The organism is Burkholderia arboris, from assembly GCF_038723655.1.
Lineage (GTDB): Bacteria > Pseudomonadota > Gammaproteobacteria > Burkholderiales > Burkholderiaceae > Burkholderia > Burkholderia arboris.
In genome coordinates, this window is sequence record NZ_CP109821.1 from 281,337 (window position 1) to 293,451 (window position 12,115).

General features: G+C 68.3%; 12 protein-coding genes. 4 read left to right on the forward strand and 8 right to left on the reverse strand.

From position 1 onward, the window contains the following. The first annotated feature begins 155 nt into the window (after positions 1-155). On the forward strand, positions 156-389 hold the full coding sequence (locus tag OHZ10_RS01315; RefSeq protein WP_059232648.1) for a hypothetical protein: 234 nt from the start codon (positions 156-158) through the stop codon (positions 387-389). A 77-nt stretch (positions 390-466) separates the two neighbouring features. On the opposite strand, the gene OHZ10_RS01320 is transcribed toward OHZ10_RS01315, so the two are convergent. Beyond that, positions 467-1,237 (reverse strand): Mut7-C RNAse domain-containing protein, encoded by a 771-nt coding sequence (locus OHZ10_RS01320; protein ID WP_174994519.1) that lies wholly within the window; start codon positions 1,235-1,237, stop codon positions 467-469. 96 nt (positions 1,238-1,333) lie between these two features. On the opposite strand from OHZ10_RS01320, the gene OHZ10_RS01325 reads away from it, so the two are divergent. Together OHZ10_RS01325 and OHZ10_RS01330 are read left to right on the forward strand one after the other, a co-directional pair. Continuing rightward, positions 1,334-2,203, forward strand: coding sequence for an NAD(P)-dependent oxidoreductase (locus tag OHZ10_RS01325; protein WP_059232646.1), 870 nt, complete (start codon positions 1,334-1,336; stop codon positions 2,201-2,203). Between the two features lie 71 nt (positions 2,204-2,274). Beyond that, positions 2,275-2,913, forward strand: a complete 639-nt coding sequence (locus tag OHZ10_RS01330) for a LysE family translocator (protein WP_256085467.1) — start codon at positions 2,275-2,277, stop codon at positions 2,911-2,913. A gap of 90 nt (positions 2,914-3,003) precedes the next feature. On the opposite strand, the gene OHZ10_RS01335 is transcribed toward OHZ10_RS01330, so the two are convergent. Beyond that, the gene (locus OHZ10_RS01335) at positions 3,004-4,287 is read right to left on the reverse strand and encodes an MFS transporter (RefSeq protein WP_342703412.1); all 1,284 of its coding nucleotides are present in this window, start codon (positions 4,285-4,287) and stop codon (positions 3,004-3,006) included. A gap of 97 nt (positions 4,288-4,384) precedes the next feature. Here OHZ10_RS01335 and OHZ10_RS01340 point away from each other — a divergent pair, with 97 nt between their 5' ends. Next, positions 4,385-5,314 (forward strand): LysR family transcriptional regulator, encoded by a 930-nt coding sequence (locus tag OHZ10_RS01340; protein ID WP_174994518.1) that lies wholly within the window; start codon positions 4,385-4,387, stop codon positions 5,312-5,314. Positions 5,315-5,498: 184 nt separating this feature from the next. Here the strand turns inward: OHZ10_RS01340 and OHZ10_RS01345 are convergent, their stop codons facing one another. The 6 genes from OHZ10_RS01345 to OHZ10_RS01370 form a co-directional block, all read right to left on the reverse strand. Further along, the gene (locus tag OHZ10_RS01345; RefSeq protein WP_059232642.1) at positions 5,499-6,332 is read right to left on the reverse strand and encodes an OmpW/AlkL family protein; all 834 of its coding nucleotides are present in this window, start codon (positions 6,330-6,332) and stop codon (positions 5,499-5,501) included. 18 nt (positions 6,333-6,350) lie between these two features. Beyond that, positions 6,351-7,592, reverse strand: coding sequence for a DUF2957 domain-containing protein (locus OHZ10_RS01350; protein ID WP_059232641.1), 1,242 nt, complete (start codon positions 7,590-7,592; stop codon positions 6,351-6,353). Between the two features lie 155 nt (positions 7,593-7,747). Beyond that, a complete protein-coding gene (locus OHZ10_RS01355) occupies positions 7,748-9,163 on the reverse strand; it encodes a DUF2957 domain-containing protein (protein WP_059232640.1) in 1,416 nt (471 codons plus the stop codon). 435 nt (positions 9,164-9,598) lie between these two features. Further along, positions 9,599-10,549, reverse strand: a complete 951-nt coding sequence (gene argC, locus OHZ10_RS01360) for an N-acetyl-gamma-glutamyl-phosphate reductase (protein ID WP_174994517.1) — start codon at positions 10,547-10,549, stop codon at positions 9,599-9,601. A 163-nt stretch (positions 10,550-10,712) separates the two neighbouring features. Continuing rightward, positions 10,713-11,285: a flavodoxin family protein gene (locus OHZ10_RS01365; protein WP_059232638.1), complete on the reverse strand. Its 573-nt coding sequence runs from the start codon at positions 11,283-11,285 to the stop codon at positions 10,713-10,715. Positions 11,286-11,505: 220 nt separating this feature from the next. Further along, positions 11,506-12,102 carry a YbhB/YbcL family Raf kinase inhibitor-like protein gene (locus tag OHZ10_RS01370; protein ID WP_256085469.1) on the reverse strand — a complete coding sequence of 199 codons (597 nt, stop codon included), beginning with the start codon at positions 12,100-12,102 and terminating at the stop codon, positions 11,506-11,508. Positions 12,103-12,115 lie beyond the last annotated feature (13 nt).

Here is a 12,115-nt window from a genome sequence, read left to right on the forward strand (position 1 = left end):
ACTGGCCGCGAAGTCGGCGCGTTATGGAACCAGTGCGTCAGGTTTTGTCGCGACGGAACGGCGAAAGCCGGCCTCGCGGCCTGGGGCTCCGATGCGAATGCCTCGCATCTTTACTTACCGGTACGTTTGATTTTTTCTCCGCTAAAGGAAGAACAATGAAGAAGACGCTCGCTTCGATCATCGCCGCAGCATTCGCACTCGCATCGGTTTCGGCATTCGCACAGGCGTCCGCGCCGGCAGCCGACACGTCGGCAGCAGCTCCGGCACCGGCCAAGAAGGATCACAGCAAGCCGAAGCACACGCTGAAGCACCACGGTTCGGCCAAGGGCAAGGCGAAGGCTGCCGCCGCTTCGGCAGCCGGCACGAACGACGCAGGCGCAGCAAACTAAGCGCTTCGCACCGGGCCGGCACTGCCGGCCACGCGTCGCGGAACCCCGCATGTTTCGGCATGCGGGGTTTTGTTTTTTCAGGCGTCGCGTTCGCCGGGCGGCGGCGGTGTCGGTAGCGGCGTCGTGCGCATCGCGTCGACCACCGCGCGCATGCGCCGCCAGTGCGAGCCTTCCCAGAACACCCGCCGGCACACGTCGCACGCGGCGAAGCGCCGGTGCCGCTGCATGATGCCTGCCGGCACGCGCGGCGCGGCGGCGGCCGCGTCGAGCGGATGCAGCGGCGCATTGCAGCGAAGGCAGAGCCGGAACGGCCGCATGTGCGGCGCGAGATCGAGCCGCTCGAACAGTTCGCGTAACTGGTCGGCCGGCTGCAGCGCATGCAGGTAGCAGCCGCGCACGACTGCGCGCCGCTTGAGCAGTTCGCGGTCGCGCGTCAGCACGATCCGGCCCTCCCGCCCGGCCAGCGCCGCGAGTTCGTCGTCGCGATAATGGTTGTCGTAGCAGGTATCGAAGCCGGCAAGGCGCAGCAATTGCGCGAGGCCGCCGAGATGCGCGTCGGCGACGAAGCGCCACCGCGCCGGTTGCGGCGCGGCTGCGCCGTTCGCCGCCGGCTGAGAGCGCTCCGGAAACGCTTCGACGCGGTCGCCGTCGCCGAGCGGCCGGTCGAGTGCGGCCGGCGCGTCGTTCACGCAAAGCCGGCCGATTTCGGTATGCGGGACCCCGAGCGCCTCGATCGCATGCTTCACCGTCGCGTCGCGCGCACACGCATGCCCGAACGCGCGGTCACGCTGCGCGCGCGGGAGAAAGGCGTTCAGTTCGCCGTGAAAGCGGAAGGTCGCGGTCGCCATCCGTCCAGTATCGCACCGCGCCCGGCCGGCGGCAGGCGCTGCAGGCGGCCGTCATCTGTGGTTAACTCGCGGCTTCATGGAGCGAAGGAGCAGGCAATGGATCTCGGGTTTATCGGGCTGGGCGAAATGGGGCAGGCGATCGCAACGAACTTGCTGAAGGCGGGCCACTCGGTGCGGGTCTGGAACCGCTCGCGCGAGCGTGCCGAGCCGCTCGCGGCGTTCGGCGCGCAGATCGTCGACACGCCGGCCGATGCGTTTCGCGGTGACGCGGTGTTTTCGATGCTCGGCGACGATGCCGCCGCACGCGCCGTGTTCGACGATGCGCTGCTCGCGCAGGCGCCGCGCGGGTTGATTCACGTGAACATGGCGACGGTGTCGGTCGCGCTCGCCGAATCGCTCGCGCACGCGCATGCGTCGCGCGGCATCGACTATGTCGCCGCGCCGGTGATGGGGCGGCCCGACGTGGCGGCCGCCGCGCGCCTGACGATCATGGCGGGCGGCCCGGCCGAGGCGATCGACCGCGTGCAGCCGCTGTTCGACGCGATCGGCCAGAAGACCTGGCGGTTCGGTTCGCTGCCGCAGCACGCGAACGTTGCGAAGATCGCCGCGAACTTCACGCTCGCGTCGGCAATCGAGACGCTCGGCGAGGCGTCGGCGCTGCTGGGTGCGCACGGCGTCGCGATGCGCGACTTCCTCGACGTGATCACCAACAGCGTGTTTCCGGGGCCCGTCTATGAAGGCTACGGCTCGATGATCGCCGAGCGTCGCTACGAGCCCGCGCGCTTCAAGGCGCGGCTCGGGCTGAAGGACGTCCGGCTCGCGCTGGAAGCCGGCGACGCGACGTCGGTGCCGCTGCCGGTGGCGAGCGTCGTGCGCGACAGCCTGCTCGATGCGCTCGCGCACGGCGGCGGCGACCAGGATTTCGCGGTGCTCGGCGAGGTGGCGCTGCGCCGCGCCGGCCGCTGACGCGCGACAGAAGCGCCGCGCTCACGGCATAATCGGCGTTTGGTTTTCCCGACATTCAGGCAGAGGCGGTCATGAACTTGCATACGTGGTGGCTTTTCGTGGCGACGGTGTTCGTCGTATCGGCGATTCCGGGCCCGAACATGCTGCTCGTGATGACGCACGGCGCGCGGCACGGGTTGCGGCGCTCGTCGTCGACGATGGCCGGCTGCCTGACCGCGATGGTGCTGATGCTGTCGGTGTCGGCGGCAGGCCTCGGCGCGGTGCTCGAAGCGTGGCCGGCGATGTTCAACTCGCTGCGCTTCGCGGGTGCGGCCTATCTGGTCTACCTCGGCGTGAAGGCGTGGCGCTCGGGTGCCGACGAGGTCCCGGCGGGCGACGCCGAGCCGGCCGCACGCCAGGCGGCCGCCACGTCGCGCTGGGCGCTGTACCGCAACGGCTTCCTGGTGTCGGGCAGCAACCCGAAGGCGATCCTGTTCGCGGCCGCGCTGCTGCCGCAGTTCATCAACGCGGCCGAGCCGACGCTGCCGCAGTTCGGCATCCTCGTCGTCACGTTCGCGGTGATCGAGGTGAGCTGGTATCTCGTCTACGCGTCGTTCGGCACGCGCATTGGCGCAACGCTGAAGAGCCAGAGCGTCGCAAAGGTCTTCAACCGGCTGACGGGCGGGCTGTTCGTTGGCTTCGGCGCGATGATGGCGCTGGTCCGTCACTGATTTCACGCTGACTCCGGCGCGCCGAACGCCCCGTCCCTCGCAAGCGGGCGGGGCGTTCGGTTTTGAGCGGCTGCTTCACGACGCGGCCGCTTACGCCCGCGGGCGCGTCAACGCCGCCGCGCCAATCCGGCGTCCGGCCGCCACCCCGAACACGGCGGCCGCACCTGCGAATGCGAAGCCGACGCCGCACACCGCACTCCATCCGCCCCATGCCCATGCGCTGCCCGCGAGCACCGCGCCGAGTGCGCCGCCGACGAAGAACAGTCCGACGAACAGCCCGTTCAGGCGGCCGCGCGCGGCCGGGTTCAGCAGGTTGATCTCGCGGCGGCCGATCGTCTGGTCGACGATGACGCCCGCATCGAGCAGCGCTGCGCCGCCCGCCAGCAGCGCGAGCGCGACACCGCGATGCACATGCGCGTCGAAGCCGAACCAGCCCGCACCGGCGATGCCGAGCACGACGAGCGCGGCGAGCATCGTGCCGTGCGCGATCCGCTGCGCGGCCGGGCCGTGGCCACGGTCGCCGGCGCGGCCGGCGAGCGGCGTGACGATTGCGCCGCTGGCGCCGGCGAAGGCGAACAGCGCGATGCCGTGCAGGTCGAGCCCGAACGGCGGTTGCGCGAGCCGCAGCCCGACGGCGGTCCAGAACGCACTGAACGCAGCCATCGCGAGCGCGGCCGACAGCGCATGCCGGCGCAGCACCGGCTCGTCGGAGATCAGGCGCCCCATTGACGCGAGCAGCGCGCGGTAGCCGGCCGTGATCGACGGCGTACGCGCCGGCAGGCGCAGCGCGAGGACGACGGCAATCGCCGTGTTCGCGACCGCGGCCAGCAGGTAGAACGCGCGCCAGCCGGCCGAGCCCGCGATCAGGCTCGCGAGCGGCCGCGACAGCAGGATGCCGAGCATCAGCCCGCTCATCACGTTGCCGACCGCGCGGCCGCGCTGCGCTTCGGGGGCCATCGACGCGGCCATCGGCACGAGCATCTGGATCACGCTCGACGCGGCGCCGGCGGCCAGCGTCGCCAGCAGGAATACGGTGCCGGATCGCGTGAACGCGGGCAGCGCGAGCGCGGCCGCACATGCGGCGAGCGTCGCGACGATCAGGCGGCGGTTCTCGAGCAGGTCGACCAGCGGCACGAGCAATACGAGCCCGGCGGCGTAGCCGAGCTGCGGCAGCATCGCGACGAGGCCGGCGAGACCGGGCGGCAGGTGCAGGTCCGCGCTGATCGGGCCCGTCAGCGGTTGCGCGGCGAACAGGTCCATCACGATCACGCCGACCGTCGCGGCGAAGAACAGCGTCATCCCGGCGCTCAGCGCGGGCGGCGCGGCGACAGGCGCGGGAACGGAGGCGGGGCAACGGTTGGCAGGGCAGTTCATCGGAAGCCTGGGAGACGGGTCGAAGGAATCCCCATCGTAGGTGCCCGATGTTTATGCGACAATTGAAATATGTCTAACATGATTATGCGAGTTTGTTTTGAATACGCGTGATCTCCTGGCGTTCGTCGCGGTGGTCGACAGCGGGTCGATGGTCGCCGCGGCCACGAAGCTCCACCTGACGCAGCCGGGCCTGACGCGGCGCGTGCAGAACCTCGAAACGTTGCTCGGCGTGCCGCTGCTCGAACGGCAAAGCAAGCCGCTGAAGCCGACCGCCGCCGGGCGCGACGTCTACACGCTTGCGCGCAACGTGCTGGGCGCGGTCGACGAACTGATGGCGGCGGGCGCGCCGGACAGCGAGCCGTCCGGCGAGCTGCGCATCGGCGTCCCGCCGTTCCTGTCCGAGCTGGCGCTCGAGCGGCCGATCGACCGGCTGCGCGACGCGTTCCCGCGCCTCACGCTGCGCGTGACGGCCGGCTGGTCGCCGGCACTGATGCAGGGCATCGAGCGCGGCGCGCTCGACGTCGCGGCCGTGATGGTGCCAGCCAGTTCGGTGCTGCCCGACGCGTTCACCGCGACGCTGCTCGCCACGCAGCCGACGGTGCTCGTCGCCGCGCGCGATTTCCCGCTGCCGGACGGTCCGCTGTCGCTCGACATGCTGTCGGGCTTTCCGTGGGTGCTGAGCCAGGACGGCTGCGGGATGCGTTCGGCGCTGAGCCGTGCGCTCGGCGCGGCCGGGCTGCCGTTCGACGTCGCGGTCGAGGCGTTCGGCTCGGAGTTGCAGTTGTCGCTGGTCGCGCGCGGCGCCGGCATCGGCATCGCCGCGCCGAATGCGCTGGCGCGCAGCGCGCATCGCGAGGCACTGCGGGTGGTGGAAACGGCCGGGCTGGAAACGCGGATCAACGTGTGGATCGTGCACGGCTCGTTGCCGGGCCGGCTGGTGCGGCCCGTCGCGCTGCTGCGCGACGCGCTGGGTGAGGTGCTCGAGCGGGAGAACGGGAGGGGGTCAGATGCGGTAATGGCGAACTAGAGGCAGCATTCGAGGGAAAATCCTTATTTTCTCTACGGAAATGTTGCATTGCGGAAATCGATTCGCTATAGTTGCACCTGTCTCCTCCATGTCTCCTCTGATATGGATTCAGCCCGCCTCTTAGGCGGGCTTTTTTTTGCCTGCGATTTTGTCGTGGCTGTCCATTCGCCTGCGCTCGCCGGCGTCAGAACTTGTACGTCATCCCGACGTAGCTGATGATCGGGTCCGCCTTCAGGTCCGATTTCGACTCGGCGAGCACCGAACCGTCGGCCGCCTTGATCGTTACCGTCGACGTCGTCTTCAGCGGAATGTAGGTTACCGACGCAACCAGCCCGAAGTGCTCCGTCATGTTGTACTGCAGGCCCGCGTTGAACACCGGCTGCCATGACGACGACGCCTTCGCCTCCACCGATGTCGTACCCGGCTTGCCCGCGCCCGCCGCGAGGATCGCGCCGAGGTTGTCCTGCGTCTGCTTGATGAAGTTCGTGTTGAGCTGCAGGTCGCTGAACCAGTTGTACGACACGCCGAGACCGAGGAACGGCCGGAACTTCGCGGTGGCCTGCCCGAAGTAGTACTGCAGGATCACCGCAGGGCTCCACTGCCGCACGCTCTTCACGATCGGGTTGACCGACCCCAGCCCGATGTTCTGCGTGCCGAGCGCGCCGGCAGGGCCTGGCGGCTTGATCGTGCCCTGGCCCGACACCTTGAACACCGGCGGCACGCCGGCCACCGACGTGACCGCGATGTGGTCGGTCAGGAAGTGGCTGACCGTCAGGCCGACGGTATCGGCGCCGCTCGTGCGCAGCCCGGTGCCCGGCGACGTGAATGACGGCGGCAGCCGCAGCGGCGTGTTGATCGGCGTCGGCGCGACGTTGGTCGTCATCGGCGTGCTGCTCTGCTGCGGCATCACGTGAAACCAGCCGAGCGTGACGACGTTGCTGCCGGCGCTCTGTGCGTGCGCCGCGAGCGGCGCCAGCACGGCGGCGCCGGCCGCCGCGCAGAGAAGGGTTTTCTTCATCACGGCTTTCCCCTCCGCTTACTGGACGAATGCGCCGATCGTGAAATACGGCGTCGATCCCGCGTTGTCGAGGAAACCGAACACGCCACCCGTGAAGATGAACTTGCCGGTCGGCGACGTGCTGCCCGAACCCGTGTGGATCGTCGTGACCACGCCCGGCACCTTCTGCGTGTAGTCGAGGTCGAGCGCGGTCGCGAGCGATGCCTGCGACGGCTGGAACGGATCGAGCAGCGTGGCCTGGTTGTTGATCAGCGCGGTGGTCCGGTAATTGAACTGGCTGTCGACGCCCACGTACTCGCCGTTCTGCGAACCGGCCGCGATGGCCGTCTGCGGCGCGAGGATCGAGATGCTCGATTCGTCGTCGGCGGTGAGGCCCGGCACGCCGTTGCTGTCGGGCGTCGGGTTCGGGTTCGCGACACCCGTGCGCACGAGGATCGGCACGAGCTGGTTGCGCAGCTTGCCGACGATCATGAAGCCCTTGCCCTGCGGCGTCGCCGACAGCGTCGGCTTCAGCTGGCTCGTGTAGTTGTTCGACTGGAACGCGCCGCTGCCGTCCGCGGACTGCGCGAAGTTCGAGCCCTGCTGCGTGCACGCGCCGCCGGCGAACTGGCCGGTCGAGTCGCACTTGGTCCACGAGCCGTCCGCGTTGATCGTCACCTTCGCGTCGATCGACGCCGGTGCGAAGTTCTGCGACGGCACTTCGCCGAAGCCGACATGGCTGTACGTACCCGCGACCTTCGTGATGTCGGTTTCGATCGACGAGAAGCCGATGAACGGGTAATACGGGAATTTCGTGTCGGGCACCGCGGCCTGGCCGAGCACGCCGTTGAACTGGATTTCCTTGCCGGGGATCGTGCCGCCCGCGACACCTTCGCCGACGAAGATCCGCGCCGGACGCGACGGATCGAGACTCGCGCCGTTCAGCCGGAATGCGCACTGGTTCAGCTTGTTGGTCGGCAGCAGCGTTTCCTGCGTGAGCGTGCCGCTGTCGACGGTGCCCGCGCGGGTCGGCGTGACGGTGCCGGTCGTGCGCGGCACGGCCGATTCCACGTACGTCACCTGCCAGGTCATCTTGGTCGTGTCGAGCTGCACCTTCGCGAGTTCGCCGCTGCCCGCACCGCCCGTAAACACGGTGCTGTAGTCGAGCGAGGCGGGACAGAGCCGGTCTTCGACGAGCGGAGGTGGGTTGTCGCTGCCGCCGCCGCAAGCGGAAAGAAGGGGGGCGGCAAGGGCCGCCGCCAGAATGAGGTTGCGCTTCATGTTGCTCCTCCAGATTTGTCTTGTGCGGCGGCCAGCTCCCTGTCGGCCGCTTCTGTTCGTTGTGCTCGTGCTGCCCGCGCCGTGCCGGACGCCGTCGTTTCGAGCCTTCCCTGCATGCCGCGGCGGCGCATCGTTCGCCGCCGCGTCCTCGACCGTTACTTGCTGATCTGTGCGCCCACGCCGAAGTACGGTGTCGACGAAGTCGTCGAGTTCGCCGACGTCGACGTGACGCCGCCGTTCACCGTGCCCTGGATCAGCGCCGCATAAAGCCCGCCCGTCGCGATCACTACGCCCGATGCCGCCGTGCCGCTCTTCGGTATCGTCGTCGCGTTCAGCAGGCCCGGCGTCGTCTGGCCGTAGTCGAGCGTGAAGCCGTCTTCCTCGGCCTGCGTGGTCGGGTTGATGAACGACGCGTTGCTGCCGCGGATCAGCGCAGCCGTGTACTTGAAGTTCGAGTCCGCGCCCGCGTAGCCGCCGTCGACCGCACCCGACTGGATCGCCGTCGCCGCGCCGAGCACCGCGATGCCCGATTCGTCGTCGACCTTTGCGTCGGCATGCAGCGGCGCCGTGCCGAGGTTCACGTCGCCCGTGCGCACGATCACCGGCACCGTCGCGCCGTTGAGCTGGCCGATCACCATGTGCGCGGTCGCCGACTTGCCGGTCGTGCCGATGAGCGGCAGCGACGTCTGCGGCAGGATCTGCGGTGCCTGCGTGCTGTTGAGATAGCCGCCCGCGGCATTCACCGTCCACGGATTGCCGGTCGTCTGGCAGCTGCCGGAGGTCGACGTGCACGCACCGTTCGCGTCGAACGTCTCGCTCGAGTTGACGCCCTTCGTCGCATAGTTGCCCGACGGCACGAGGTGATAGAGCAGCGCGTTGTACGTGCCCGGCAGCTTCGTGAGGTCGGTCGTCGTGTTCGCGAAGCCGAGGAACGGGTAGAAATCGAAGTGGCGGTTCGGTACCTGACCGACGTTCTTGTACAGCGTGACCGGGCCGAGGGCGATCGTCAGTCCATCGAACTGAACCGTCGCGCCGGGAATGCCGCCGCCCGCGACGCCCATGCCGACCAGCAGCATCGGCGGGTTCGCCGGGTTGAAGTCGGCGGCGGTCGAATACGTCGAGCCGTTCGGCGCGGTACCCGTGCCCGGCGTGAGCACGAACGCGCAGCGCGTCTGTTCGGCGGTCGGCAGCGTGCCGGTCGGCGGATGCATGACCTTGCCGGCGATCGTCGTGCCGACGCGGCTCGGCGTGACCGTGCCGGTCGCGAGCGGAATCGGCGATTCGAGCCACTTGAGCGTGTACGTCATCGCGACCGCGTCGATGTTGACGCTGACGATCTCGCCGCTACCTGCGCCGCCGAGATACGTGCTCTTCACGATGTCGGCATCGGCCGGGCACAGCGCGCCGTTGACGGGCTGCGACGGCGGCGGCCCTTGCGTGCCGCAACTCGATCCGGAACATTGGGGCGCATTGATCGGCGCGGGTGCGCCGCCGTCCCCTCCACCACATGCAACCAGGAAAGGGGCAATGGCAAAGGCCGTTGCCACCCCCTTCGATAAGGCGTGCGACATGCCGCTGTCTCCAATCGTTTAATTGTGCGAGCTAATGTCGCCGCCTTGATTTTTGCTGTCAATTGATGAACCCGTCTAAAAAAGGCGATTGAAACGGGAATCGTGTTTTGAATCCTTGCCGGATAAGGCATTCGGTAAGAATTTAAACGTACGGCAGGCGGCCGGAAGCTGCCGGAGTGGGGGATGTGCGACGCCCGGCACGCTCTCGGAGCGCCTTCCTGCGTATAACGGCAGCGTTTAAAGCGACGGTATCCGGTTTATCCCTATTCGGGATTCACTGGATAAAGGAGGGGTGGGATTAATTCACTGGTAATCGCGCAATGGAAAGCTTGTAAATAATTGTAAATGCGCGATGCGGCCTTTTTTATATATTGCCTGATACGGGTAAATAAAAAGCCGGCCAGTGGCCGGCTTTGCATTGCATGCGATGCTGAATCAGCGTTTGAGACCTGCGTCCTCGGCCGCGCCGATGCTCAGGTTCATGCACTGGATCGCGGCGCCCGATGCACCCTTGCCGAGGTTGTCGAGGCGCGCGACCGTGACGAAGCGCTCGGCGTTGCCGAACACGAACAGGTCGACACGGTTCGTATCGTTGTTCGCCTGCACGTCGAAAAAGCCGCCGTCGAGGTTCGCGTCCGCGTCGAACGGGGCGACGCGCACGAAGGCTTCGTCCGCGTAGTACTCGGCGAACACGCGCTGCACGTCCTGCGGCGTTGCGCGCTTCGCGAGCTGCTCGGGCGTGAAGTAGGTCGTCACCGCGAGCCCCTTCAGGAACGGGCCGACGATCGGCGTGAAGATCGGTGCGTTCGCGAGGCCCGTGTGTGCGGCCATTTCCGGCAGGTGCTTGTGCGTGAGGCCGAGCGCATACGGACGCGGGCTCGCGAGCTTGCCGCCCGGCGCCGCATTCTCGTAGTCGGCGATCATTGACTTGCCGCCGCCGCTGTAGCCGGTGATCGAGTAGCTGTGCGCGGCGAACGTCGGCGCGACGATGCCGGCATCGACGAGCGGACGCATCGCGAGCACGAACGCCGATGCGTGGCAGCCCGGCACCGCGATGCGCTTCGACGTACGAATCTTCTCGCGTTGTGCGCGGGTCAGCTCCGGCAGGCCGTAGGCCCAGTCGGCGCTCGTGCGGAACGCGGTGCTCGCGTCGATCAGGATCGTGTTCGGGTTCTCGACGAGCGAGGCGGATTCGCGCGACGCGACATCCGGCAGGCACAGGAACGTGACGTCCGACGCGTTGATCAGGCGGCGGCGCTCTTCGACGTCCTTGCGCTTCGCTTCATCGATGCGCAGGATCTCGATGTCGCTGCGTGCCGACAGGTATTCGAAGATCTTGAGGCCGGTCGTGCCTTCCTGGCCGTCGACAAAAACTTTGGTGCTCATTTCGCTCTCACTGAATGAAACGCGGGCCCGCGCCCGGAAACCGCCATTTTAAGACGTCATCCGGCGGGCCTGCACCGCGCGCGGCGAAAAAAAGGACGGCCGGCGGGCCGTCTTGTGTCCCTTTGACGCCCGCCGGTGCGAGCGCGCGGGCGCAGGGGCGGGCTCAGCGGGCGCCGGCGTCCCAGCGTGCGGCTGCTTCGGCCACGCGCCGGCCGAACGCCTTGCCGGTCTCGAGGTCGCCCGGCAGCGGGCCTTCGTCGGGCGTCGCATCGGCCGGCGATTGCGCGAGCAGGCCCGTGGAGCCGCCGAGGTAGTTGATGTCGTTGCGCGTGGCCGCCTTCGAGTTGGCCGGCATCAGGCTCGTGCCGACCCACACCATCCCATGCTGCATCGCGAGCGTGACGAAATATTGAATCGTCGAGAACTTGTCGCCGTTCATCGTCGCGGAGTTCGTGAAGCCCGCGGCGATCTTGTCCTTCCACTTCTGCGTGAACCACGCTTTCGACGTGGCATCGGCGAATTGCTTGAACTGCGCCGACGGGCCGCCCATGTAGGTCGGCGCGCCGAAGACGATCGCGTCGGCCGCGTCGAGCGCGGCCCAGCCTGCGTCGTCGAGGTCGCCGACGGCGATCAGGCGCACGTTCGCGCCGGCGTCCTGCGCGCCGGCATGCACGGCCTCGGCCAGTTTCTGTGTGTGACCGTAGCCGCTGTGATAGACGATGACGATGTTCGACATGAAGCGTTCTCCGGAAAGGGACGGGAACGGCGGACCGCAGGCTCGCCGCGTCACGCGTCGCCGGCGGGCGGCGCGACGGATGCGCGGCGGGGGATGCCGCGACCGGTGACGACGAGTCTAGCAAGCCGAAATGACGGGACAACGTGCGCGTGAGACGCACTGAAATTCGCTGCGGCCGGCAATCGCGGCGGCCCAGCCGCCCGGCGGCGCCCGGCGCCCGCTATTGCCCGTACGTGACCGCGAGTTGCGCGGTGCCGATCGCGAGCGTGCCGATCTCGTGTTCGAACATCGGCGCGGGGCGGCCCTGCGACACGCGCAGGTCGGTGCCTTTCAGCGCGTAGACGGTGATCACGTAGCGGTGCGGCTTGCCGGGTGGCGGGCACGGGCCGCCATAGCCGTCGATTCCGAAGTCGTTGCGCGCCTCGCTCGCGCCGATGCGCCGCAGGAAGCCGGATGCGCTCGCGTCGGCGGGCAGGCTCGTCACGGTGGCCGGGATGCCCGCGACGGCCCAGTGCCACCAGCCGTGCCCGGGCGCGTCGGGATCGAAGAGCGTGACCGCGTAGCCGCGCGTGCCGGGCGGCGGGTTGTGCCAGGTGAGCTGCGGCGAGCGGTTCGCGCCCTTGCAGTCGCCGCGGTCGAATACGTTCGCGGCACGTACGCGAGCGCCGGGCGTCAGGTCGTCGCTCGTCACGGTGAACGGGCCTTCTGCATGCGCGGGCAGCGCCGCGAAGACGGCGGCGCAGAGGAAAACGAAGCGGAGGAACGGAGACGGGCGACCCGATGGCGCAGGCAGAGTGATCCGGCGATCCACTCGCATATGGCGCTTCTCC